The sequence below is a fragment of the Streptomyces sp. NPDC040718 genome (genome assembly GCF_055593565.1).
The window spans coordinates 143,349-168,459 of record NZ_JBVIXO010000010.1 but is presented as its reverse complement, the minus strand read 5'-3'; the positions used below and the strand labels follow the sequence as shown (position 1 = coordinate 168,459).

Here is a 25,111-nt window from a genome sequence, read left to right as displayed (position 1 = left end):
GGCGAAGCCGCGCTCCTTGGCGACCGCCTCCTACATGGTGGCCACGGCGCCCGCCGGGTCCCCGCGCCCGTAGGCGTACGCCGCCGCGATGGACGTGGCCGGCAGCCGCAGCTCCTCGACCGCGTCACCGCCCCCCTCGGCGGACCGGACGCGTTCCAGGGCCCGCCCGAGTTCGGGCGCGTCCAGCACCTGCGCGGCCCGTACGTACACGGCGGGCCGCAGGCCGATCTGCCCGCCGGAGTCGGTGCCGACCAGGCCGCCGACGACGGTCCCGGCGTTGGTCTCGTCGACGAAGGCGGCCGTCCAGTCGTCCAGCCTCCGGCGGTCCCGCCCGGCGCCGGCGAGCACCCCCAGCGGAGGTGCGGTGACCCGGGCGAAGTCCCGCGCCGTGCTGCCCTCGGGCAGCCGGTCCTGCGACAGGGCGGTCGTGAAGGCCTCCGACACGTCGTCCAGCACCCGCTGGTCCTGGCCCGGGCCGACTCCCCCGAAGCCGACCACGGCCACGTCCTGCGTGCCCGGCAGCCGGGCCAGCTCGGGCGGCGCCTGGCCGGGCCGGAAGACGACCACCAGCGCGGTGCAGGCCAGCAGGAACACGGGGCCGCGCACTCCGCACGTTCGGGCGAGCGGGCCCCGCAGGGCTCCGTGCGGAAACGGTGGGATAATCCTGTGGGGGGACAGGTGCGGTGCACCCGGTACGCGAATCTCGGGCGACTCGAAGGAGGCGCGTCGTGGTGAGCACCCCCACCGCTCGCATCGAGGACCTGCTGGAAGGCGTGACGACGCCCGCCAACAGGCGGCCCGCCCGCAATCCGGCCGCGGCTCCCGCCCCGCCACCGCCCATTGATGGTCCAACCGTCAACATCACCGTGGTCTGGGGCGGCCTGGTGGAGGTGGCCGCCGACCTCCACGTCACCGGCCACTACCAGTCGCTCCTGCCGGACACCGCGGAACTCTCACTGGACCGTGCCATATCCGCCCCCGGTTCCCGCCCCCTGATCACCGAGCACAGCCGGCTCGGCTGGATCGACGCCCAACTCGGCGAGGTCACCTACTTCCCGTGCAAGGAAGGGGGCTTCGTACGGTCGGCCGCCGTCATCGGCATGGGGCCGATGGGCACCCTCACCGAATACCGTGCCCGCCAGCTGTACGCCTCCCTCCTGCGCGAAGCCATCCTCGTCGGCCACTTCGCGACCATGGCGACCGTCCTCATCGGGGCGGGCCCGGGAAACCTCTCCGTCGGCGTGGCGGTCCGGGCCCTCGTACGGGGTTTCGCCACCGCGCTGGGGTCGACGGCCCCTCCGGCGCCCGCGCCCCGGCTCACCGACGTGCTCCTCGTGGAGGTCGACCGGCTGCGCGCCGAACAGCTGCTGCTCGCACTGACCAAGGCAGCCGAGGGCCAGCCGCAGCTGCGCGTCAACCCGAAGCTGCGTGAGGAGAGCAGCGGCCTGCTGTTCGTCCCCTCCGCCGCCGTGTACGCCCTGACGGCGCTGTCCGGACTCGCCCGCGCGCGGGACGCCGCCCCACCCGACGGCCCGGATCCACCCGCGGCGGAAGAGGCCCTGCGCACCGTGCTGGCAGGCTTCGAGTCCGGCATCGGCGACCAGGTCCGCGAGCAGCTGGCCCACCTCGCCGAAGTGGCTCCCACCGACCTGTCCCTGAAGGTGCTCCGCGGCCCCCCGGAAGACGAGGACGATTCCGCATCCGTGCGGATGTCCGTCCTGTCGGGCACCAACACCCTGCGCTGGGCCGCCCTGAGCGGGCGCGCCACCGTACCGGAACGAGTCCTCGAGGTGGACACGGACCTGCTGCGCGAACTCGTGGCGCGGCTGACGGAACCCACCGTCCAGGACTCGTGGGACCTGCCCGACCTGCTCTCCCGCTTCATGGTCCCGGAGGACTTCCGCAGGCTGCTCACCGACGACGCCACCGTTCTGCTGGAGCTGGACCGCGACACCGCCTCCGTACCCTGGGAGTTCCTGGCGGAGGTCGTCCAGCAGACCGGCGGCGAGCAGTGCGACCCCCTGGCGATCCGTACCCTGCTCTCCCGCCAGCTGCGCACCACCTACGCGCGCGTGATGCCCGAGGGGCCGGCGGACGGCCCGCTGCGCGCCCTGGTGATCGGCGACCCGGGCGACCCCGAGAAGGACCTCCAGCTGCCGGGCGCCCGCGCGGAGGCCATCGCCGTCGCCACCCGCCTCTCGACCCTGGGCGTCAAGGTCACGCATTTCCTCGGGTCGGCGAACTCCGACCGCGAGCCGGGCGTGCAACCCGCCAGGCGGCTCGACGTCCTGCGGGCCCTGCTGTGCGGGCGCAACGACATCGTCCACTACTGCGGCCACAGCGCCTTCGACCCCTCCGGGACCGGACGGCGGTCGGGCTGGGTCTTCGCCGACGGCCTGCTGACCGCCCAGGAAGTGGGCAGGCTGGAGCATCCGCCGCTGATCGTCGTGGCCAACGCCTGCCACACCGCCCGCCTGGGAGCCGCCGGCGCACCGGACGGCGCACCCGGCCCCAGCCCGTGGGGGAACCCGCAGGCCGCCCTCGTACCCAGCCTCGCCGACGAGTTCCTGCGCATCGGCGTCGGCCACTACATCGGGGCGGCCTGGCGGATCCCCGACGACCAGGGGATCTCCTTCGCCGAGGAGTTCTACACCCACCTGTTCACGTGCAGCCCCAGCGAGACCAAGCCGACCGTGGGCGCGGCCGTCCGGTCGGCACGCAAGAGGCTCTACGAGCAGCGCACCCAGGAGGGGCCGGTGGACGGCACGCAGGACCCGCAGCGGTGGAGCTCCTGGGCCGCCTACCAGCACTACGGGGACGCCTCCGAACCGTTCGTCCCACCCGAGAACGAGAAGCCGCCCGACCCGCGAGAGAGCTAGGAGGTCAGCTCATGGGAAAGAGCCCGATGCCCGACGTCGTCGTGCTGCTCCCCGGCATCACCGGCAGCGTACTGACGCGGAAGGGAAAGGACGTGTGGGCCCCCTCGGCCTCGGCGGTCATGGGCGCCCTGAAGAGCCTGGGCCGCTCCCTGGCGGAGCTGGAACTGCCCGACGGCCAGGACGACTGGCACGAGGACGACCTCGGCGACGACGTCGTCGCCAGCCGGCTGGTGCCCGACCTCCACACCCTGCCCGGCCTGTGGAAGATCGACGGCTACACGGCGACCGAGAAGTTCCTGCTGGACCGGTTCGAACTGACACCGGGCGAGAACTACTTCCCCTTCCCGTACGACTGGCGGCGCGACAACCGGGCCGCCGCCCGGCAGCTGGCCGAGCGGAGCGCGGGATGGCTGTCCGCCTGGCGCGAGAAGAGCGGCAACTCCGCCGCCCAGCTCGTGCTGGTCGGGCACTCGATGGGCGGCCTCGTCTCCCGCTACTACGTCGAGGTGCTCGGCGGCTGGAGGGACACCCGGGCCGTCGTGACCTTCGGCACCCCCTACTACGGATCCCTCAACGCCGTCGAGTTCCTGTGCAACGGCTTCCAGAAGCGGATCGGGCCCTTCGAACACGACCTCACCCGGCTCCTGCGCTCTTTCACCGGCCTGCACCAGCTCGCCCCCGTCTACCGGTGCGTCTACGGGCCGGACGGGACGGCGGCCATCCCCGCCAAGGCCGGGCTCCCCGGCTGGCAGGAGCAGTGGAGCAGCCACCTCACCGACTTCCACAAGGAGATGGAGGACGCGGCCGACGCCAACCGGAAGAACCCCGCGTGGGAGTCCAGCCAGGTCGTCTACTACCCGATCGTCGGCACCGACCAGCCCACCCGTCAGTCGGCCAGGATCATCGGGGACAAGGTCGAGACGCTGATGGTCCGCGGGGACGAGGACGAAGGCGGCGACGGCACGGTGCCCCAGCTCTCCGCCGCCCTGTCCGGCTCCGAGGAGGCCCGCACCTTCGTCCCGCAGAAGCACGGCAGCCTGCAGAACCACGAGGCCATGCTCAACCACATGAAGGGCATCCTCCAGTCCCTGCACGACATCCACATCGGAGACCTGCGCTCCCTGGTGACCTGCTGGTTCAACTACCTGGGCGACGACCTCTACCTCGACGGAGAACCGGTGGTCTGCGAGATCGGGGCCGACAGTTCACTGAGCGAGAGCGCACTGCCCGAGATCCCGGCCCGGCTCACGGTGACCAGCCGGACCACCGGCCTGCCGCCGGTCGTCGACCGCGCCGTCGCGGTCCCGCGCGAACGGCAGCGGTTCGACCTCGGCGTCCTGCCCCCGGACACCTACGACCTCCTGATCAGTGCCAGCGCGGACACCTCACCGCTGTCCGACGTCTTCGTCGTCGCACCCCCGGAGACGGCCGTGGCAGAATGACGGAACGTGACCGAACCCCCCACCTCCGTCCTCATCGTCGACGCGGCGAACGTCGTCGGCTCCGTGCCCGACGGATGGTGGCGCGACCGCAAGGGCGCCGCCGAGCGGCTGCGCGACCGGCTCGCGGAACGGGACACCGGCGAGGAGGTCATCCTCGTCGTCGAGGGCGCGGCCCGCGGCATCGCGTCCGTACCCGGCGTCCGGGTCGACTCCGCGCCCGGGAGCGGCGACGACCGCATCGTGGAACTCGCCGCCGCCCACACCGGCCGCCCCTGCGTGGTGGTCACCGCCGACCGCGCGCTGCGCGAACGGGTGAAGGCGCACGGAGCCCACTGCGCGGGCCCCCGCACCGTGCGACCGTCCTAGCTACGCCTTCCGGCCACGCCCCGGCCTTCCACGGGAAAATCCCCGACGGCGAACTAGGCTGGTGGGTTGTTCTCCGCCGGACCGGAACAACCCGGGCAGACCCGGGCTCCACCGGCACCCCGGACGTGTCCGGGAGCGAGACGCGAGGGCCTATGGCAGCCACACCCGAACGCGGTGAACTCACCCTGACGGCCGACGGAGCCCTGCCCGACGACCCGGTCCCCGACGAAGCGGAGCCATCCGGGGAGCCCGGCAAGTCCGCCCGGTTCTCCGCCGGGCCCGCCGCCCCCGCCCGTACCCTCCTCGACGTCTTCGAGGCCACCGTACGGGCCCACCCCGACGAACCCGCCCTGGACGACGGCGCCTCCCGGCTCACCTACCGGGCCCTGGCCGCCCGGGTCGAGCGCCGCCGGCGCGCCCTCGCGGCCGCCGGAGTGGGACCCGGCGACCGGGTCGGCGTACGCGTCCCCTCCGGCACCAACGAGCTGTACGTGGCCGTCCTCGCCGTCCTCGCCGCGGGTGCCGCCTACGTGCCGGTCGACGCCGAGGACCCCGACGAGCGGGCCCGGCTGGTCTTCGGCGAAGCCGGAGTCCGGGCCGTACTGGGCCCCGGCCGGCGCATCGACCCCGCCGGCCGCGCCGCCCCCGCGGCCGCCCCCGCGCCCGGGGCCCGGCCGGGCCCCGGGGACGACGCGTGGATCATCTTCACCTCCGGCTCCACCGGCCGGCCCAAGGGCGTCGCCGTCAGCCACCGCAGCGCCGCCGCCTTCGTCGACGCCGAGGCCGCCCTGTTCCTCGTCGACGAGCCGATCGGCCCCGGGGACCGGGTCATGGCCGGACTCTCCGTCGCCTTCGACGCCTCCTGCGAGGAGATGTGGCTCGCCTGGCGCCACGGCGCCTGCCTCGTCCCCGTACCCCGCCACCGGGTCCGCAGCGGCGCGGACCTCGGCCCCTGGCTGGTGGAACAGGAGATCACCGTGGTCTCCACCGTGCCCACCCTGGCCGCGCTCTGGGACCCCGCCGCCCTCGACGAGGTCCGGCTGCTGATCTTCGGCGGCGAGCCCTGCCCGCCCGAGCTGGCCGCACGCCTGGTCACCGAGGGGCGTGAGGTCTGGAACACGTACGGCCCCACCGAGGCCACCGTCGTCGCCTGCGCCTGCCCGCTGACCGGCGAGGAGCCCGTCAGGATCGGCCTCCCGCTCGCCGGCTGGGAACTCGCCGTGGTCGACGGGTCCGGCGAGCCCGTCCCCATGGGCGGCAGCGGAGAGCTCGTCATCGGCGGCGTCGGCCTCGCCCGCTACCTCGACCCGGCCAAGGACGCCGAGAAGTACGCCCCGCTGGCATCCCTCGGCTGGCCGCGCGCCTACCGCAGCGGCGACCTGGTCCGCGCCGAACCGGAGGGCCTGGTCTTCCTCGGCCGCGCCGACGAGCAGGTCAAACTCGGCGGCCGGCGGATCGAACTCGGCGAGGTCGACGCCGCGCTCCAGGCCCTGCCCGGCGTCGCCGGCGCGGCCGCCGCCGTACGCACCGCCCGCGGCGGCAACCAGCTGCTCGTCGGCTACCTCGTCACCCAGGACGGCTGGGACCGCACCGCCGCCGTCGAACGGCTGCGCGCCGAGCTGCCCGCCGCCCTCGTGCCGCTGCTCGCGCAGGTCGACGCCCTGCCCACCCGCACCTCCGGCAAGGTCGACCGCGACGCGCTGCCCTGGCCCCTGCCCGGCCTGGAGACCACCGGACCCGCCGAGCCGCTCCACGGCACCGAGGCCTGGCTCGCCGAACAGTGGAGCGAGACCCTGGGCGTACCCGTGAGCGGCGCGGGCGACGACTTCTTCGCCACCGGCGGCAACAGCCTCGCCGCCGCGCAGCTCACCACCCGGCTGCGCACCCGCTACCCCGCGGTGGCCGTCCTCGACGTCTACCAGAACCCGACGCTGCGCAAACTGGCCCGGCGGCTGGAGCGGTCCGTACGCGAGGACGGCGCCGCCCGCACCGTCACACCGGTCCCGGCGCGCGCCAAGGCCGCCCAGTGCCTCCTGCTGCTGCCGCTGTTCACCCTCGTCGGCCTGCGCTGGACGGTCGCCCTGCTGGCCCTCGGCAACCTGCTGCACCGCCTCGGACCGTACCCGTGGGCGCCGACCGCCTCCTGGTGGTACGTGGCCGCCGGCGCGGCCCTGCTGTTCAGCCCGCCCGGCCGCCTCGCCGTCGCCGCCGGCGGCGCCCGCCTGCTGCTGCGCGGCGTACGGGCCGGACGCCACCCGCGCGGCGGCAGCGTGCACCTGCGGCTGTGGACGGCCGAGCGGCTCGCCGAGTGCTCCGGCGCCACCTCCCTCACCGGCCCCTGGCTCCAGCGCTACGCCCGCGCCCTCGGGGCCCGCGTGGGCCCCGACGTGGACCTGCACTCCCTGCCCCCGGTCACCGGCATGCTCAGGCTCGGCCGCGGCTGCGCCGTAGAGTCGGAGGTGGACCTCAGCGGCCACTGGCTGGACGGCGACCGCCTGGAGATCGGGCCCGTCCGGATCGGCGCGGGAGCCGTCGTCGGCACCCGCAGCATGCTCTTCCCCGGCGCGCGCGTCGGCAAGCGGGCCGAGGTGGCACCGGGATCCGCCGTGGCCGGCCAGGTACCGGCCGGCCAGCGCTGGGCCGGCGCCCCCGCCGTCAGGACCGGCAGGGCCAAACACAACTGGCCCGGGGAGCGCCCGCCGCGAGCCCGCCGCTGGCGGGCCATGTACGGGGCCACCGGCTTCTGCCTCACGGCCCTGCCGCTGCTCGCCGCCCTCCCCGCGCTGCTCGTCGCCGGCCGGTTCGTGCCCGCCGGCGCCGGACCCGCCGCGGCCCTGCGCGGGGCGCTGCTCGCCGTGGTGCCCGGCGCGCTCGCCTTCGCCCTGGCGTACGCGCTGCTCGTACTGGCCGCCGTACGCCTGCTCAGCCTCGGGCTGCGCACCGGGAACCACCCCACGCACAGCCGGGTCGGCTGGCAGGCATGGGCGGTCGTCCAGCTGATGGACCTGGCCCGGGCGACGCTCTTCCCGCTGTACGCCGGCCTGGTCACCCCGGTGTGGCTGAGGCTGCTCGGCATGCGCGTCGGCCGGGGCGCCGAGGTGTCCACCGTGCTCGCCCTGCCGAGCCTCACCACCGTGGGCGACGGCGCGTTCCTCGCCGACGACACCCTGACCGCGCCCTGCGAACGCGGCGGCGGCTGGATCCGGATCGGCCGCTCCGAGATCGGCCGCCGGGCCTTCCTCGGCAACTCGGGGATGACCGCGCCCGGCCGCAGCGTGCCCGACGGCGGGCTCGTCGGGGTACTGTCCGCGACCCCGAAGAAGGCCAAGAAGGGCAGCTCCTACCTGGGCCTGCCGCCGGTGCGGCTGCCCCGCTCCGCCGAGGCCGCCGACCGCGGCCGGACCTACGACCCGCCCGCCCGGCTGCTGTGGGCGCGCGGCCTGGTCGAGGCCTGCCGGCTCGTGCCCGTGTTCTGCTCGGCCGCCCTCGCCGTCCTGACCCTGGCGGCGCTCTGCGCGCTGGCCGCGACGCCCGCCCTGGGGGTCCCGGGCGCCGCCCTGCTGTCCGGAGCGGTCCTGCTCACCGCGGGCGCGGCCGCCTGCGCCGTCACCGTGGCGGCCAAGTGGCTGCTGGTCGGCCGGCACCGGCGGGCGGAACACCCGCTGTGGAGCGGCTTCGTCTGGCGGAACGAGCTGGCCGACACCTTCGTGGAGGTGCTGGCCGTGCCCTGGCTCGCCGGATCCGTCCCCGGAACCCCGCTGCTGGTCCTGTGGCTGCGCGGGCTCGGAGCCCGCATCGGCCGTGGCGTGTGGTGCGAGAGCTACTGGCTGCCCGAGACGGACCTGGTGACCCTCGGTGACGGGGTCAGCGTCAACCGGGGCTGCGTGTTGCAGACGCACCTCTTCCACGACCGGATCTTGCGGACGGATACTGTGGTCCTCCGCGAGGGCGCCACCCTGGGCCCGGGCGGAATCGTCCTGCCCGGGAGCACGGTCGGGGCACGCAGCACCCTGGGTCCCGCCTCCCTCGTGATGGCCGGGGAGTCCGTCCCCGCCGACACCCGCTGGCTGGGCAATCCGATCGAGGCGTGGCGGTCCTGAGCAGACCGGGGCACAGAGCGGGAGCGGAACGGGCGATGAGTGGCCAGAGCGCGGCGGCGGACCCGTACTTCCCGGACAACGGCGACCCCCGGTACCGGGTGCACCGCTACGAACTCGCCCTGGAGTACCGGCCCGGGCCCAACCGGCTGGCCGGCACCGCACGGCTCAGCGCCATCGCCGGCCCGGCCCCGCTGGCCGAGTTCCACCTGAACCTGGCCGCTTTCCGGATCGGCCGGGTCCTGGTGGACGGCCGTGCCCCGCACTACACCCACCGGGCCGGCCGGCTCCGCGTCCGGCCGGCCAAACCCCTGCGCCCCGGCGCCGCCTTCACCGTCGAGGTCCACTGGGCGGGCAACCCGAAACCCGTGCGGAGCCCCTGGGGCGGCCTCGGCTGGGAGGAGCTGACCGACGGGGCGCTCGTGGCCAGCCAGCCCGTCGGCGCGCCCTCCTGGTACCCGTGCAACGACCGGCCCGCCGACAAGGCCGCCTACCACATCTCCCTGAACACCCCGTCCGCCTACACGGTGGCCGCCGTCGGCCGCCTGCTCACCCGGACCACCAGGGCCAGCACCACCACCTGGGTGTACGAGCAGCCCGCGCCCACCCCCAGCTACCTGGTCGGGCTGGCCATCGGCCAGTACCAGACGGTGCTGCTCGGGGACCCGGGCCTCGGCGGGGCGCCGCAGACCGCCCATGTGCCCGCCCGCGTACTGCCGCGCTTCTCCCGGGACTTCGCCCGGCAGCCCGCCATGATGCGGCTCTTCGAGGAGCTCTTCGGCCCCTACCCCTTCGGCGAGTACACGGTGGTCGTGGCGGACGAGGAACTGGACGTCCCCGTGGAGGCGCAGGGGCTGTCCCTGTTCGGGACGAACCACGTGGACGGTGCGCGGGGCTCCGAGCGGCTCGTCGCGCACGAGCTGGCCCACCAGTGGTTCGGCAACAGCGTGGGCATCGCCGACTGGCGGCACATCTGGCTCAACGAGGGCTTCGCCAAGTACGCCGAATGGCTCTGGTCGGAGCGCTCCGGAGGCCGCAGCGCGCACCAGCACGCATACGCCGCGCACCGGCTGCTGGCCGCGCTGCCGCAGGACCTGGAGCTCGCCGATCCGGGCCGCCGGCTGATGTTCGACGACCGGCTCTACCAGCGGGGCGGCCTGACCGTGCACGCGGTCCGCTGCGCCCTGGGCGACGGGGCGTTCTTCCGGATGCTCCGCGACTGGGCGGCCCTGCACCGGTACGGCGTGGTGACCACGGCCGCCTTCACCGCCCACGCGGGCGGTTACGCCGCCGGGCCGCTGGACGGCCTGTTCGCGGCCTGGCTGCACGGGCCGGCCCTGCCGCCGCTGCCCCCGCCGCCCGGAGCGGAACCGGCCGCCTGACCGGGCCCCGCTGCGCGCAGCGGGGCCCGGCCGGGCGGGTGGGTTCACTGCCCGGCGCGACCGCTCACCAGGGGCCATTCGCGGTGCAGGGCCCCCAGCGGGATGCGCCGCTCGACGACCGGGGTGCCGAACACGGACAGCTGGAGCTGGAGCTGCCCGCTCAGGTCGAAGCCGCCGTACAGCGCCCAGGAGCCGTTCGCCGCGGTCTTCCCGTCGGTGGACGCGCTCGCGGAGGCGTCGGCCTCGCCGCGCAGGTAGGGGGCGAAGTCGGCGGTGACGCCGACGGCCCCGTACAGGCCCACGGAGGCCTCGGCGCCGAGGGCGCCCTTGACCCGGCCAGCGGCGGTGACGGCCGCCTTCACCGGGGTGCTGCGCACGGCCGAGGTGCTGACCGGGGTCCAGCCCTTGCCCGTGGCGTAGCCGCCGCCGACGCGGAAGTCGCCCTTGACGTCCTGCTGGACGTCGAGGGTGACCTTGCCGTCGGCCTCCACCTGGATGTAGCAGGTCAGTTCGAGGTTGACGACGACGGGGACCGGTCCGACCTGGAGGACGGGGTTGCTGCGCAGCTTGGCGAACGGGATCCGCTTGGGCGCGCCCGTGCTCGCGGCGGCGCGGCCCTTCAGGGCCCACTGGGAGGACCAGTCGCCGCTCATGCCGAGGAACGCCGCGTCCGGACCGTGGCCGCCGCCCTTGCTGCCGTCGTACGAGAACTCGACCTGGGGGGCGAGCTGTACGAAGCCGGACACCGAGGCGCCCGCCGACGCGGGGGCGTCCTTGGCGGTGTCCACGGCGGCGTCCACGTCGAGCCGCAGGTTGCCCAGGGGCAGCTTGGCGCCCTGGGGCCCGAACTTGACGCCCTGGCCCTTGGCCCAGGAGAAGGTGACGCCCTTCATCAGGGGTTCGACGACCACCGAGGCCGGGTCGACGGGGACCTTGCCGTCGGCCTTGTCGTCGCCGAGCGCGGCGGCCAGTGTCGCGGGAGCGGTCTTCACCTCGGTGCCGCGGTCGGTCTTGCCGACGACCTCGGTGACCTTCGCGAGGAGGCCGTCGGGGGCGCCGGGCGCCGGGGCGCTGGCGATGACGTCGCCGACCGCGACGGGCTTGGCGGCCGCGGAGGAGGCGCCGGCGGACGGGCCGGCGGAGGGCGCTGCGGAGCGCTTCGGGGAGGCCCCGCCGCCCTGCGGGGCCGCGGATATGACGGCCCGTCCGCTGGCCTTGTCGTACGAGGCGACCTTCAGCGGGGCCTTCTCGGGGCCCTGTCCGGCGCGGGTGCGGGCGATGGCGGAGGGTGTGCCCGCCCCCTGCGGCGCGGCGTCCACGTCCAGCCGCTGCGTGCCGTCGGAGGCGGAGGGGAGGGCCGCGGGGCTGCCCGGTCCGGCCGCGCCGGCGGGGGCGGGGGAGGAGCAGCCGGCGGTGGTGAGCGCGAGGGCGGTCAGGCCGGGCAGCAGGAGGCGTCTGGCGAGCGTACGCACGTGGGTGTGACCTTCGAATTGGGGGGAAGTGCCGTTACTGGTAGGTAACGTGAAGGTTGATCATGCCACGCGCGCACGGCGCCGGTCATATCGGCCGAGGGTCAACTCTCCTGCGGTACAAGGTGGTTGAAGCTTCACTCATGAGGCTCTCCGGCCTGCCAGATCCTCCGGTACGCCTCGCGGTAGCCGGGCGGGTCCCAGGAGGCGGCGCCCCCGCTGTTGCCGGCCGTGGCGATGTGCACGGGCGCGACGTAGCCGCTGGCGGGCTGTCCGGCGAAGGCGCGGTTGAACTCGTCGACGATCTGCCAGCCCTGCTGGGACAGCGGCTCGGGCACGGTGGCCGCCTGGTACTGCCCGCTGTTGACGCGCTGGAAGGCGGACGGGTCGCCGTCCCCCGCGCCGATGTTCAGGGGCGGCCCCGACCCCGGGCGTCCGGCGGCCCGCAGGGCCGGGGCGGCGTCGGCGAAGTACAGGTCGTTGATGGCGACCGAGTGGGTCCAGTCCTTCCCGAACCGGGCGAGCAGGGAGGAGACCGCCTGCGGGGTGCGGCTGCTCGCGTCCGGGATCGGGATGTTCTGGTTCGTCAGGAGCCGTACGCCGGAACAGGTGGCCAGCTCCCGCTCGATCAGGTCGGCCTTGTTCCGGGCGAACGGGATCGAGTCGTCCGTGAACAGGACGACCCCGGCGTCACCTCCGGACCGGGCGATGATCCAGTCCGCGCTGATCCTCGCCACGTCCTCCACCTTCGTGGTGACGTTGGTGAAGAGGGCGGGGTCCCGGCTGGGCCCGGGGGAGTCCACCGCGTGCCAGCCGACGACCGGGATGCGCGCGTCGCGGGCCGCCGCCATCTGCCGCGAGGCCGGGCGCGGGTCGAACCCGCCGATGACGATGCCCGAGGGCTTCAGGGCGACCGCCTGGCTGAGGGCCGCCTGGATGCCGGCCGGGGTGCCGTCCCCGTCGATCACCCGGACCGTCCAGCCGATGGCCTTCGCCGCCTCCTCGACGCCCTTGGCGACTCCCGCGACGCCCGGGTTGGTCATGGTCTGCGCCACGTAGACGATGTTCTTGCCGGGAACCGCCGCCGGACCGGAGGCCGGTCCGTTCCAGGAGGCGTCGGCGGTCTCGGCCCGCCGGACGGCGGCCTCGGCCCGGGGAAGGGCCTCGGGACAGCCGGCCTTCGACGGCCCGTCGCCGGACGGCGGACCGCCGCCGCACCCGGCCAGGAGGGCGACGGCCGCCGCGAACAGGGCCGCGGCGCTGACGGGCGTTCTCGGGTTCGGGTGCTTCGGGAACACGGTGCTCCTGGCGTGGGTGCGCGTACGGATTGCTACGACGGGCCGGCCTGGACCGGCGCGGGCGGTTCCCGGCCGGGCGGCCGGCGGGAGGCGGCGGCACCGGCGCCCAGCCGGCGGCGGGCCGCGTAGCCGGCCAGCCCGACGGCGATGAGCAGGGTCCCGCCGTTGAACAGCGGAGTGGCCCAGAACTGGGCCCCGAGCTGGCCGATCCCGGCGAGGCCGACGGCGAGCACGGCGACGGCCACCACGGTGCCCAGGGCGTTGGCGCGGCCGGGCCTGATCGTGGTCGACCCGAGCAGGGCGCCGACGAAGGCCGGCAGCAGGTAGTCCAGTCCGGTGCTCGGATTGCCGGTCTGCTGCTGGGCGGCGAGCAGCACCCCCGCGAAACCGGTGACCAGACCCGAGCCGGCGAAGGCGGCCACGCAGTAGGCGCGGGTGGGGATGCCGATCGCGGCGGCGGCCCGCGGGTTCGAGCCGATGACGTACAGGTACCGGCCGGCCGGCAGCCGCTCCAGCACCACCCACAGGACGGCCGCGACGGCCAGCACGTAGAAGGCGGGCAGCGGCAGCCCGAGGAACCGGGAGTCGTACAGGGCGGTGAAGGAGGCGGGCATGCCCTCCGGGCCGGGCACGATCCGGGCACCGCCGGTGATCCAGCCGGTGACCGCGTACATCATGCTGCCGGTGCCCAGGGTGGCGATGAAGGAGTCGATCTGCCCGAACTCGACGATCACACCGGTCAGCGCTCCCGCCACCGCTCCCGCGCACACCACCACCAGGCAGGCCAGGGGCCAGGGCCAGCCCTCCGTGACGACGAGCCGCATGACCATCACGTGCGCCAGGCCGAGCCCGTAGCCGATGGACAGGTCGAACCTGCCGGTGGCGATGGGGATCGTCGCCCCCAGTGCGAGGACGGCCGGGATCGCCTGGTTCGACAGGATCGCGGAGACGTTGTCCCGGGTGGGGAAGGTCTGCGGCAGGAGGAGCGAGAAGACCAGGAAGAGCAGGGCGGCCAGGACCGGCAGGCCGTAGCTGCCGATGTGGTGCCCGCGCAGGCGCTCCAGCGGGGAACGCGGCGGTGGGGGAGGGGTCATGGGCCCGTCGCGGTTCCGGTGGCGGCCGGCATGGCCGAGGCCGTCCGGGTCAGTTCGGCCACGGTCAGTTCCCGGCCGGCGAGTTCGGCGCCCACGGTCCCGCGGACGAAGACCAGCGCGCGGTGGCAGAGGTCCGCGACCTCGTCGAAGTCGTTGGAGACGAGCAGCACCCCCACGCCGGACGCGGCGGCCTCGTCGAGCAGCCGGTGCACCACCGCCTTGGCCCCCACGTCCACACTGGCCGTCGGCTCCTCCAGGACCAGCAGCCGCAGCCCGCCCCGCAGCCACCGGCCGACCATCACCTTCTGCTGGTTGCCGCCCGACAGCGTGGCGATGGGCACCTCGCCGTCCCGGGGGAGCACGGAGAACCGGTCGATCAGCGCGGCCGCCTCGGCGCGCTCGCGCCGCGGGGAGGTCCAGCGCCATGCGGGCACACCGGCGGCGCGCGGGTTCGCCAGGAAGTTCTCCCGCACCGTCAGCTCCGGGGCGCAGCCCTCCGCCTGGCGGTCCCCGGCCACGAAGCCGACACCGGCGCCGACGGCGTCCCGGACCGTACGCGGCCGGTACGGGCGGCCCCCGAGCAGCACCCGCCCGCCGCGCACCGGCCGGACGCCGGCCAGCGCGCGGCCCAGCTCCCGGTGCCCGGCGCCGGTCAGGCCGACCATCCCGAGGATCTCGCCGGCGCGCAGCTCCAGGCCGACCGGTCCTGCGTGCCCGGCCCGCACCCCCTCCAGGCGCAGCAGGGGCGGGCCGGCGGCCGCCGCGGGCGCCGCGGGGCGCCGGACGGCCGGCTCGTGCCCGACGACGGCGCGCACCAGCCGGTCCGGTCCGTACCCGGCGAGCGGGCCGTGCTCCACGACGCGGCCGTCGCGCAGGACGGCGAACGAGTCGGCGACCCGGTACACCTCGTCGAGCCGGTGGCTGACGTAGAGGATGCCGTGCCCCCGGTCGCGCAGGGCGTGCAGTACGCCGAACAGCCGGGCGCAGTCGGCGGCGGGCAGGGTGGCGGTCGGCTCGTCGAGGACGATGGCCTCGGCCCGCGAGGCCAGGGCGCGGGCGATGGCGACCAGCGAACGCTCCGCGGGGGCGAGGTCCGCGATCCGGGCGTCGGCGTCGAGGTGTCCGGCCACGATCCCCAGCGCCTCCTCGCACCGCTGCCGGGTCCGCCGCCAGGAGATCAGGCCCGCGCGGCGGGGGTAGCCCGTGCCCAGGGCGATGTTCTCGGCCACCGTCATCCACTCGACCAGCCCGAGGTCCTGGTGGATGAAGGACATGTGCCGGGCGGCCCCGTGGGAGCCGAGCGGCAGGCCGGCCACGGTCACCTCGCCCGCGTCGGCGTGGTGGACCCCGGCGAGCACCTTGATGAGCGTGGACTTCCCGGCGCCGTTGGGGCCGAGCAGGGCGAGGACGCTGCCCCGGTACAGGTCGAGGTCGGCCGAATCCAGCGCGAGGGTGCCGCCGAAGCGCTTGCGCAGGCCGCGCACGCGGACGAGGGGTTCTCCACCGAAACGCGGAGGTGGGCTCATTCCTCGACTCTAGATGACCTTGCCGCCGGGACCGGGTCACGCCGCGTCCAGGGCGCACTCCGCCCATATGACCTTTCCGTCGGGCGTGTAGCGGCTGCCCCAGGCCTGGGCGAGCTGCGCCACGAGGAACAGGCCCCGGCCGCCCTCGTCGGTGTTGGCCGCCTGCCGCATGCGCGGGGCGGTGTTGCTGGAGTCGTACACCTCGCAGATCAGGGTGCGGTCGTGGATCAGGCGCACCCGGACGGGCCCGCCGCCGCCGTACCGGATCCCGTTGGTGACGAGCTCGCTGAGCAGCAGTTCCGTGGCGAACGAGGACTCCTCCAGGCCCCACCGGGCGAGCTGTTCCACGGCCGCGGCGCGGACCTCGCCGACGCGGGCCGGGTCGGCCGGCACCTCCCAGGCGGCGATCCGGTCCGGGGGAGTGGCGCGGGTGCGGGCGACCAGGAGCGCGATGTCGTCGGCGGGGTGCTCGGGGGCCAGGGCGTCCAGGACCGCCCGGCAGGTGTCCTCGGGGGAGCGCTCCGGGTCGGCGGCCAGGGTGCGGTGCAGCTCTTCGAGGGCGAGGTCGATGTCGCGGTGGCGGTCTTCGATGAGCCCGTCCGTGTAGAGGATCAGCCGGCTGTTCTCGGGGAGGTGGATCTCGGCGGACTCGAACGGCAGACCGCCCAGGCCCAGCGGGGGCCCGGCGGGCAGTTCGGGGAAGGTGACGGTGCCGTCGGGGAGCAGCAGGGCGGGCGGCGGGTGGCCGGCGCGGGCCAGCGTGCACCGCTGGGTGGTCGGGTCGTAGACCGCGTACAGGCAGGTGGCGCCGACGATCGCGCTGCTGCCGAGGGCCGGGTCGTCCCCGCCCTCCTCACGGTCCAGGCGCACCATGAGGTTGTCCAGGTGGGTGAGCAGTTCGTCGGGTGCCAGTTCCAGCTCGGCGAAGTTGCGGGCGGCGGTGCGCAGCCTGCCCATCGTCGCCGCGGCGTGCAGTCCGTGGCCGACGACGTCGCCGACGAGGAGGGCGACGCGGGTCCCGGACAGCGGGATGACGTCGAACCAGTCGCCGCCCACCCCGGACTCGGCGGGCAGGTAGCGGTGGGCGACCTCGACGGCGCTCTGCTCGGGCAGACCGTGGGGGAGCAGGCTGCGCTGGAGGCTCAGGGCCAGGGTGTGCTCGCGGGTGTAGCGGCGGGCGTTGTCGATGCACAGGGCGGCGCGGGCGGCGAGCTCCTGGGCCAGGGAGCGGTCGTCGTCCCCGTACGGGGCGGGGTTGCGGGAGCGGTAGAAGCACGCGACGCCGAGGACGACCCCCCGCGCGAGCAGCGGAACGGTGATCAGCGAGTGGACGCTGTGGGCGAGGAGCAGCTCGGCGTGCTCCGGGTCCTGGGCGATCCAGCCGAAGGCCGCCTTCAGCTCGGGTTCCAGCACCGGCTGCCCGGTGGCCAGACAGCGCATGTGGGGTGTGGTGGGGCGGAGCACCAGGCGCTCGCCGACCGGGTAGAAGGGGCAGTCGTCGCGGATGCCGTGCACCACCGTGCGGTGCAGTTCCCCGGTCGGGTCGCCGGACTCCTCGCCGCGCAGCACCGACTCGGGCACGTCGACGGTGACGAAGTCCGCCAGCCTCGGGACCGCCGTCTCGGCCAGCTCCCGGGCGGTGCGGCCCACGTCGAGCGTGGTGCCGATACGGGTGCTGGCCTCGGCCAGCAGCTCCAGGCGCCGGCGTGCCGCGACGGCGTACTTCCCCACCTCCGGCTCGCCGACCAGCACCAGCCCCCGCACCGCGCCGGCCCCCGGGGCGGGAGCGGCGGGCGCGCTCCCGGACGGGGGCGGGGCGGCGTGGGCGTGGAGGGGCGCCGGGGCGGGGGCGTGGTGCTCCTCCTCGTCGGGCAGCAGCGCCTCGACGACGATCCCCTCCACCCCGTCCGGGCTCGTCACGGGCCGGCTGACGAGGGTGACCCGGCGGCCGTGGGAGAGGGACACCTCCGCGGCGGCCCGGTGCGCGCCGGACAGCAGCTCGGTGGCCTTCTCCTTGAGGGTCGTGTGGTCGCTCTGCTCCAGCTCGCTCAGCAGCAGCTCGGCGAGGGAGACCGGATGCCCGTCGAGTGTGTCCCCGTGGGCCCGGACCAGGCTCCCCGCCTCCAGGTACGCCTGGAGCAGCCCGCGCTCGCGCGCCGAACTCTGCTCCATCAGCCGCCGTTCGATGGCCTCGGCGGCCCGGCGGACGACCGCGACCAGTGCCGGGTCCCCGTCGCTGTAGGGGTAGCCGAGGCACAGGACGCCCTCGATGTGCCCGCTGAGCTGGTCGCGGATGGGCGCCGCCGTGCAGGCGCTGGACTGGGAGCGCTCGGCGAAGTGCTCGGCGCCGTTGACCTGGACGAGCTGCCGCTCGGCGAGGGTCAGGCCGATCCCGTTGGTCCCCGCGACCCGCTCGGTGAACACGAAGCCGGGCTGGGTCTGGATGGCCGGCAGCCGGCCGGGCAGGGACTTGTCGCCGAAGCGGCGTTCGAGCACGGTGCCGTGGCCGTCGGCGAGGCAGATGTTCATCCGGCTGCCCGCGAAGAGCGACGCCAGCCGGTCGAGCACGGGTGCGGCGGCGCGGACGACGGGGCCCTCCGCGTCGAAGTCCTCGGTGAACGGGAGCTCGGTCTGGTCCGGCGACAGTCCCAGCAGCATGCTGCGCTGCCACGAACTCAGGATCGGACTGCGCACGCTCCGCACGACCGACTCGGCTGACCCGCCGTGCAGGAACCGGTCACGGGACTGCACGGGGCCGGTGCGGTCGTCCACGACCCCCATGTGCACCACTTCCCTCGTCGGAGCAGCTCGATGGACCGATTTTGAGTATATTCCTCACCTTTTGCCGGAGCGTGGGGGTGGGGGTGACGCGGCCCCTGGCCGGTCACAGCACCGCGACCGGATTGACGGGTGATCCCGTCCCTCCCGGCACGTTCAGGGGGGCCACGACGAGCATGAACGCATGGCGGCCCGCGCGGGCGCAGGCGGCGGAGAGCGCCTCCAGGTCGAGGTTGTCCAGGAGGGGCACGCCCATCGCCGTGATGGCGAGGGTGTGGACGGGGGAGTGCAGGCCCTCCACGGGCGAGGGCCGTACGTCGCTGTCCCCGTCGGCGCCGAGCAGGGCCACGGCCCGCTCGGCCAGCAGCGGTACGGCGTCCACGTGCCAGCCGGCGCTGCCGGTGGCCGGGTCCCAGGGGCCCAGCTCCCGGCGGCGGCGGAACCGTCCGGAGCGCAGCAGTACCGCGTCGCCCTCCCCGATCCGCACGCCGAGGGCCTCCTCCGCGGCCAGGACGTCCCGCGCCCGCACCGCCCGTCCCGGCTCCAGCCAGGGCACTCCCAGGACGGCGGGCAGGTCCAGGAGCACGCCCCGGGTGACCAGCGGGCCGAGGTCCGCCACCGAGCCGAACCGGACGCCCCCGGCGCCGGCCTCCTCGTGCGCCGCCCGGCCGTCGTAGAGTCGCCCCCGGTAGCCGATGTGCGACAGCGCGTCGAGGTGGCTGACCGACTTGCCGTGGTAGTCCGCGCCCAGGAAGTCCTTGTACGCGGACGGCTCCGGCTCCTCCACGTCGCCGAGGTCGGTCATGTGGTGCAGGGCCGGCCGCGCGTTGTCCGGCCCGGGGGCCGTGTCCCAGGGGCGCCCCAGGGGCACGACGGCACCCGAGCGGACCAGCGCGGCGGCCCCGCGCACCCGGTCCGCCGTCACCCTGTTCCAGGCGCCGCGCCCGGCCGTCTCCCACCGGCCCCAGGTGCGGACCGCGTCGAACAGGGCGTCGAACTCCCGGCGGGAGACGGCCGCGGCCCCGGGAGGACCCTCCGGCGGGGGAGCGGGGGCATCGGCGGCGCTGGGGCTCATGGGGCACTCCGGGGTCCGTGGGTCCGTGGCCCGACCTCTATGCCCGCCGGGGCGCGCCGTCTACCAGGCCCGCATCGGCTCCCCCTCCACGAGCTGCGAGACGAAGCCGTGCGGCCCCCGCGCGGGCTCGCCCAGTACCGTCACGCGGTGCATGACCCGGTCGACGTCGAGGTGCGCGAAGTCGGTGGGGGCGAAGTGGCAGGTGCTGCGGTTGTCCCAGAGGGCGATGCTGCCCGGCTCCCAGCGGAAGCGGACCGTGTACTCGGCGCTGGTCAGGTGCTGGAACAGCATGTCCAGCAGGTGGCGGCTCTCCAGCTCGGTGAACCCGGTGATCCGGGTGGTCGAGCCGGGGCTGACGAACAGGGCCCTCTCGCCGGTCTCGGGGTGGACCCGCACCACCGGGTGGACGGCCACCTGCGGGTCCTCGCAGTAGATCCGCAGGATCTCGCGGTCCCGCTCGTCGGAGTGGCGCAGGTGCACGGCCGTGAAGAAGGCGTGCTCGGCGGTCAGCCCGTCCACGAACTCGCGCAGCGGCGCCGACAGGCCCTCGTACGCGGCGACGGTGTTCGTCCACTGGGTGTCGCCGCCGAAGGCGGGGGTCCGCTCGGCCCGCAGGATGGAGAGACTGGGCGGGTTGACGGCCTGGGTGAGGTCGCTGTGCCATCCGGCCAGCGGAGAGGACCACTTGCGGCGGTAGTGCTCCTCGAAGTCCGCCCCGTAGCGCGCGGTGTCCGCCTTCGGGTCGACGGTGAGGATCTCCGGGTGCCCCTCGGGGTGCACGCCGTGCTTCTTGCCCGGGCGGCGGGTCAGCGCGCCGAAGCGGCGGCCGAAGGCTATGTGCTGGGCGTGGGTGATGTCCTGGCCGCGGAAGAAGACGACCCGGTGGACGAGGACGGCCCGGCGGATCTCGTCCACCACGGCCTCGTCGAGTTCCCGGCCCAGGTCGACCCCGGAGATCTCGGCCCCGATGCGGCCGGCCACCTGCTCGACGGAGATCCTGGTGGGCTGTGCGGTCTGCGTCACGGTTGTGCCTTTCTGGAAGATCGGTACGGCTCGGGGGTGTCCGGCGGATCGGGGCCGGACGGCCCCCTAGGTCGGACGGGCCACCAGCTGGGTCCACAGGGGGAGCAGCAGCAGCGCGAGGACCGAGCTCTTGATGACGAGCGAGGCCGACATGTCGACCCCGACGTCGTAGCGCTGGGCGAAGATGAACAGGTTCTGCGGCGCGGGCATCGCCGCGATGAGGACGAGGTAGCTCAGCCACTCGCCCTCCACCCCGAAGACGAAGCGGCACACGGTGTAGGTGATCAGCGGCAGTGCCACGCACTTGAAGCCGGTGATCCAGACCTCCTCCATCGTGGTGCCGCGGATCTTGATCCCGCTTCCGCCGAGGTGCAGGCCGAGGGCGAACAGCGCGACGGGCGAGGCGCTGTCCCCGACGAACGTGAAGCTGTCGAGCACGACCCCGGGCACCGTGACGGGCAGCAGGTTGAGCACGATGCCCGCGTTGCAGGCGATCACGACAGGGGTCATCAGCGAGGCGGCCACGGCGGACCCGAGCCGCCGGGCCGGACTGCCGACCCGGTCCGGCCGGCCCAGCTCCATGATCGAGATGACGATCAGGGACAGCACGCAGACCTGGAACAGCAGCACCGGGAAGATCGGCGCCGCGTTCCCGAACAGCATGATGAACACGGGCACGGCGAAGTAGGCCGTGTTCACCTGGACGGCGGCCATGATGCGCAGCGCCACGCCGCGCGGATCGCGTACGCCCAGGACCCAGGCCAGGACCCCGATCAGCGCGGCAGCGGCGCAGGCCGCGGCCGCGTAACCGCTGATGGCCCGCCAGTTGAACAGGGCCCCCAGGTCGCTGCGGTAGATGTTCCCGAAGAGGAAGCAGGGCACGGCGAAGAGGAACGCGTAGTCCGCGAACACCTTGGAACTCTCGGCCGGCACCACCTTCCGCCGCGCCAGGACGACCCCGCATCCGAAGGCCAGCACCACCGGTGCGAGTTTTTCCAGAGCATCAACCGCTCCCATGCACGTGCCCTTGCTGTTGCGGCCCCCTCGGGAAAGGGGCCTGTTTCCCTGTCGCGACGGTTCCCTACCGGGCCCGGCCGCCGGGAGCGCGCAGTTCGGCGCGCCCCTGGACCAGCTCCCGGTAGGCCGTGACGATCCTGCGCGTCACCGCGTTGCCGGCGACGTCGTAGTGATGATCATCGAGCCGGCCGACCGGGAGGATCTCACACGCGGTCCCGCACAGGAACGCGCCGTCCGCCTCTCCCGCGAACGCCGGGGCCAGGTCGGCGACCACGCACTCGATCCCCTCCCGCCCGGCGATCGCCAGTACGCACGCCCGGGTGATCCCGTCGATCGTGCAGCGCGTCGTCGGGGTGTACAGCACCCCGTCCTTGGTGAAGAACAGGTGCGCCCCGGTCGCCTCGACGAAGTTCCCGCGGTCGTCGAGGAGCACGGCGTCGTCGAAGCCCGCCCGCAGCGCCTCGTTCTTGCTGACCGTGCCGATCATGTAGTTGCCGGCGGCCTTGCTCTTGACCGGGGCGTACTCCGGCGAAGGCCTGCGGTAGCGGCCCGTGACCAGGGAGATCCCCTGGTCCACGGCGTCCTCCGCCGCGTAGTAGCCCGCCGGGAGCTCCCACGCGGCCACCGAGGTGTGTACGGACGTCTTCAGCGCCGCCGTCTGGATGATCTCCGAGCCCCGCCAGGCGTTCATCCGCACGTAGCCCTCGGTGATGCCCGCCTCGGCGACCACCGCGCGGGTGGCCTCGTACAGCGCCTCCTCGGTGTACTCCAGCTCGAAGTCCAGGATGCGGGCCGAGGCGCCGAGCCGCGCGATGTGCTCCCTGAGCATGAAGGCCTCGCCGCCGTAGACGCGGATGCCCTCGAAGATGCTGGACGCGTAGTGCAGTCCGTGGCTGAGCACGTGGAGCCGGGCGTCGCCCCAGTCCACGAGGGCGCCGTCGTACCAGATCTTCCCGGTGCGCTGGTCGAAGGGGATCACAGTCGTCCCCTCCTCAGAGCGCGAGGTCGAAGAGCTGCCGCGGCAGGTCCCCGACGAGGGCGATGAAGCGCCGCTGGTGCTGGGTCAGGCTGCGCACCGACACCCCGTGCAGGGCGAGCGGGTTGATCGGGTACAGCACCAGGGTGTTGCTCCGGTACGGGACGGTCGTGACCTCCTCGACGTACTGCGGGTCGATGTCGAAGCGGTTGTCTCCGTACTCGGAGGCGCTGGTGTGGAACTTGTGCGCGCCCGGCCGGTACTTGTAGAGCACCAGGTCGCCGCCGGTCGCGTCGTCCTCGGGCAGGCGCATGTAGAACAGTCCGCCGAAGAGCTTGTGCGGCTTGTCCACGTGCGGGCCCCGGTAGGCCGAGGGGCGGCCGGTGACCGCCGAGTTGATGACGGCGGTGCAGTCCAGCAGGATGTCGTGCGTCTCGAAGCCGTCCCGGTTGCGGCGGCCCACGCGCAGTTCGCGCAGCGGACCCACCAGCTCCTCGGCCTCCGGGAGGTTGGCGAGCAGGTCCTCCTGGAAGAGGTCGAGGAACTCCTCGTAGAAGGCCGGGGAGGAGTGGTAGGTGACGAAGTCCTTCCACACCCGCGCCATCGTGTCGTCGGCGAGGACCATCTCGGACATGTAGTTGTAGCGCTCGTTCGAGGTGATCGGCTTCCCGATCCGCTCGCCGATGTACTCGGCGGTCGGCATCGACTTCGCCAGCGCGTCGTACAGCTCCCGGGGCAGCGCGTCGCTGATCACGACGTGCGGGAAGGGGTCGCGACGGATGTCGGCCTTGGTGACGCCGGCGAGCAGCGAGGTGATCGCGGGGCGGGACTCGGGCGTGTCGGTCATGTCCTGTCTCGTTTCTCGGGGGTGGCGGGGTTCAGAAGGGAGCGGGGGTCAGACCGCGAGCGGAGAGCCAGGTCTCCAGGACCAGGAGGGACCAGAGCAGTTCGGCGGCGTGCGCCCCCGGGCTCTCGGTCTGGGAGCGGAAGAGTTCGCGGACGGCGTCCCGGCGTACGTACGCGCCGCAGCGGGCGCCCGGGCCGAGGAGGAGGTCGCCGATCATGTCGTAGAGCGCCTCGCCCGGCCTGATCATCGCCGCCACCGGCAGGGTGAACGGCTGCTTGGGCCGGTCGATGACGCCGCGCGGCACCCAGGGCCGGGCCGCGAGCGCCACCGGCGCCTTCACCGTGTCGCCGGCCACCTTCACGGCGGCGGGCAGCGCGTGCGCCAGGCGCACCACCGACGGCTGGAGGAACGGGATCCGGGCCTCCACCGAGTGGGCCATGCTCAGGTGGTCCACGCGGCGCAGGATGTAGTACGGGAACCGCTCCGCCTGGTCGTAGCGCAGCAGCGTCTCCAGCTTCCCGTGCGGGCCGGAGCGCACCCGGCGCGCCAGCTCGTCCCCGCTGAGGTCCCCGAAGTGACCCCCGGCCGCCCGTACGCGCTCCAGGTGGCCGGGCGTGTAGAGCCGGCCGAGCGTCGACGGGCCGGCGACGGCCATGGTGTCCTGGTAGGCCCGGTGCCAGGCGGAGTCGCCGTCCCGGTCCGCCTTGGTGAACCGCGCGTACCCGGCGAACAGCTCGTCGGCCCCGTCACCCGTCAGGGCCACCTTGAACCCGGCCTCGTGCACGGCCTCGAACAGGGCGAAGGTGCTCAGGCTGTGCGGGGCGTTGTTCGGCTGGTCGAGGTGGCGGGTGAACCGCTCCACCAGCTCCGGGAACCCCGCCGGGTCGAGGAGCACCTGATGGTGCTCCGTACCGCAGTGGCGGGCCACCTCCGCCGCCCAGTGGCGCTCGTCGGCCGGCCAGTCGCCCCGGTAGGCGATGTTGAACGAGGCCACGTCGGACACCAGGTGGGCGGCGAGGGCGGTGGTGTAGCTGGAGTCGAGCCCGCCGCTGGTGATCACGCACACCGGGACGTCCGCGTCGAGCATGCGGCCCATCTCGGTGCGCAGCAGCCCGTCCAGCAGCTCCGCCGCCGCCCCCACGGTCGGCTCGCCGCCGGGCCAGTCGACCTCGGCGGGCTCCAGGGCCGTGCGGGTGAGGGTCTCGCGCCCGTCCGCGAAGCGCAGCACCGAGCCGGGCTCCAGGGTGCGGACCCGGGTGTACACGGTCGCCGGACCCCAGACCGCCTTGCCGCCGAGGTAGCGGTCGACCGCGAGCGGGTCCAGCTCGTCGGGGAAGTCGGGGAAACGGGCCAGCGCCCGCAGCTCGGAGGCGAAGCACAGCCGCCGGCCGTCGGCGGACACGTAGTAGTACAGCGACTTCATCCCCGCGTGGTCGGTGAAGAGCTTCAGGCACGGCTCCTCCCGCTCGTCGACCACCGCGATCGCGAACATGCCCTCCAGCCGGCTGGTGAAGGCGTCGCCGTACAGCTCGTACAGCGGCAGCAGCACGTCGCCGTCGCAGTCGCCCTCGAAGGAGTACCCGCGCGCGGCCAGCTCGGCGCGCAGCTGCCGGTGGTTGTAGATCTCGCCGTTGAACACGCAGCACAGCGCGCCGCGCACGAAGGGCTGGTCGCCCGAGGCGATGCCCTGGATGGCGAGCCGGTTGTTGCCGAGCGCCCAGCCGTCACCGCGCCGGACGGTCTGCGCGTCGGGCCCGCCCTCGAACATCGCCGCCGCGACGGCGTCGAGCACTTCCCGCCCGGCGGGCTCGCCGCCGAAGCAGCCGTGGATGCGGCACATGG

17 protein-coding genes are annotated in these 25,111 nt (G+C 74.1%); 5 read left to right on the top strand and 12 right to left on the bottom strand.

The genetic code is table 11. The annotated features are described in order from the left end of the window. Nucleotides 1–30: 30 nt before the first annotated feature. Complete coding sequence (locus ACZ597_RS24565) at nt 31–606, bottom strand: hypothetical protein (protein WP_471333872.1); 576 nt, start codon at nt 604–606, stop codon at nt 31–33. A gap of 125 nt (nt 607–731) precedes the next feature. Here ACZ597_RS24565 and ACZ597_RS24560 point away from each other — a divergent pair, with 125 nt between their 5' ends. The 5 genes from ACZ597_RS24560 (at nt 732) to ACZ597_RS24540 (ending at nt 10,166) form a co-directional block, all read left to right on the top strand. After that, on the top strand, nt 732–2,879 hold the full coding sequence (locus tag ACZ597_RS24560) for a CHAT domain-containing protein (protein ID WP_471333870.1): 2,148 nt from the start codon (nt 732–734) through the stop codon (nt 2,877–2,879). A gap of 11 nt (nt 2,880–2,890) precedes the next feature. Continuing rightward, a complete protein-coding gene (locus tag ACZ597_RS24555) occupies nt 2,891–4,321 on the top strand; it encodes an alpha/beta hydrolase (protein WP_471333867.1) in 1,431 nt (476 codons plus the stop codon). Between the two features lie 6 nt (nt 4,322–4,327). After that, nucleotides 4,328–4,687 (top strand): NYN domain-containing protein, encoded by a 360-nt coding sequence (locus ACZ597_RS24550; protein WP_471333864.1) that lies wholly within the window; start codon nt 4,328–4,330, stop codon nt 4,685–4,687. A 152-nt stretch (nt 4,688–4,839) separates the two neighbouring features. Next, the gene (locus ACZ597_RS24545; protein WP_471333861.1) at nt 4,840–8,787 is read left to right on the top strand and encodes a Pls/PosA family non-ribosomal peptide synthetase; all 3,948 of its coding nucleotides are present in this window, start codon (nt 4,840–4,842) and stop codon (nt 8,785–8,787) included. Between the two features lie 35 nt (nt 8,788–8,822). Continuing rightward, nucleotides 8,823–10,166: a M1 family metallopeptidase gene (locus ACZ597_RS24540; RefSeq protein WP_471333859.1), complete on the top strand. Its 1,344-nt coding sequence runs from the start codon at nt 8,823–8,825 to the stop codon at nt 10,164–10,166. Nucleotides 10,167–10,210: 44 nt separating this feature from the next. Here the strand turns inward: ACZ597_RS24540 and ACZ597_RS24535 are convergent, their stop codons facing one another. From ACZ597_RS24535 to asnB, 11 genes are all read right to left on the bottom strand, one after another. Next, a complete protein-coding gene (locus ACZ597_RS24535; RefSeq protein ID WP_471333856.1) occupies nt 10,211–11,638 on the bottom strand; it encodes a hypothetical protein in 1,428 nt (475 codons plus the stop codon). 134 nt (nt 11,639–11,772) lie between these two features. Next, on the bottom strand, nt 11,773–12,933 hold the full coding sequence (locus tag ACZ597_RS24530) for a substrate-binding domain-containing protein (RefSeq protein ID WP_471333854.1): 1,161 nt from the start codon (nt 12,931–12,933) through the stop codon (nt 11,773–11,775). Between the two features lie 32 nt (nt 12,934–12,965). After that, nucleotides 12,966–14,027, bottom strand: a complete 1,062-nt coding sequence (locus ACZ597_RS24525) for an ABC transporter permease (protein WP_471333851.1) — start codon at nt 14,025–14,027, stop codon at nt 12,966–12,968. After that, a complete protein-coding gene (locus ACZ597_RS24520; protein ID WP_471333848.1) occupies nt 14,024–15,553 on the bottom strand; it encodes a sugar ABC transporter ATP-binding protein in 1,530 nt (509 codons plus the stop codon). The genes ACZ597_RS24525 and ACZ597_RS24520 overlap by 4 nt, the downstream gene beginning before the upstream one ends. 36 nt (nt 15,554–15,589) lie before the next feature. Then, on the bottom strand, nt 15,590–18,334 hold the full coding sequence (locus tag ACZ597_RS24515; protein ID WP_471333845.1) for an ATP-binding SpoIIE family protein phosphatase: 2,745 nt from the start codon (nt 18,332–18,334) through the stop codon (nt 15,590–15,592). Nucleotides 18,335–18,437: 103 nt separating this feature from the next. Further along, nucleotides 18,438–19,406: a cyclase family protein gene (locus ACZ597_RS24510; RefSeq protein WP_471333843.1), complete on the bottom strand. Its 969-nt coding sequence runs from the start codon at nt 19,404–19,406 to the stop codon at nt 18,438–18,440. 60 nt (nt 19,407–19,466) lie between these two features. Beyond that, nucleotides 19,467–20,429 (bottom strand): TauD/TfdA dioxygenase family protein, encoded by a 963-nt coding sequence (locus ACZ597_RS24505; RefSeq protein ID WP_471333840.1) that lies wholly within the window; start codon nt 20,427–20,429, stop codon nt 19,467–19,469. 66 nt (nt 20,430–20,495) lie between these two features. Continuing rightward, nucleotides 20,496–21,446: an AEC family transporter gene (locus ACZ597_RS24500; RefSeq protein WP_471333838.1), complete on the bottom strand. Its 951-nt coding sequence runs from the start codon at nt 21,444–21,446 to the stop codon at nt 20,496–20,498. 64 nt (nt 21,447–21,510) lie between these two features. Then, nucleotides 21,511–22,425 carry an aminotransferase class IV gene (locus tag ACZ597_RS24495; RefSeq protein ID WP_471333835.1) on the bottom strand — a complete coding sequence of 305 codons (915 nt, stop codon included), beginning with the start codon at nt 22,423–22,425 and terminating at the stop codon, nt 21,511–21,513. A gap of 13 nt (nt 22,426–22,438) precedes the next feature. Next, the gene (locus ACZ597_RS24490; protein ID WP_471333832.1) at nt 22,439–23,269 is read right to left on the bottom strand and encodes a hypothetical protein; all 831 of its coding nucleotides are present in this window, start codon (nt 23,267–23,269) and stop codon (nt 22,439–22,441) included. 31 nt (nt 23,270–23,300) lie between these two features. Then, nucleotides 23,301–25,109, bottom strand: coding sequence for an asparagine synthase (glutamine-hydrolyzing) (asnB, locus tag ACZ597_RS24485; RefSeq protein ID WP_471333830.1), 1,809 nt, complete (start codon nt 25,107–25,109; stop codon nt 23,301–23,303). Nucleotides 25,110–25,111: the final 2 nt, after the last annotated feature.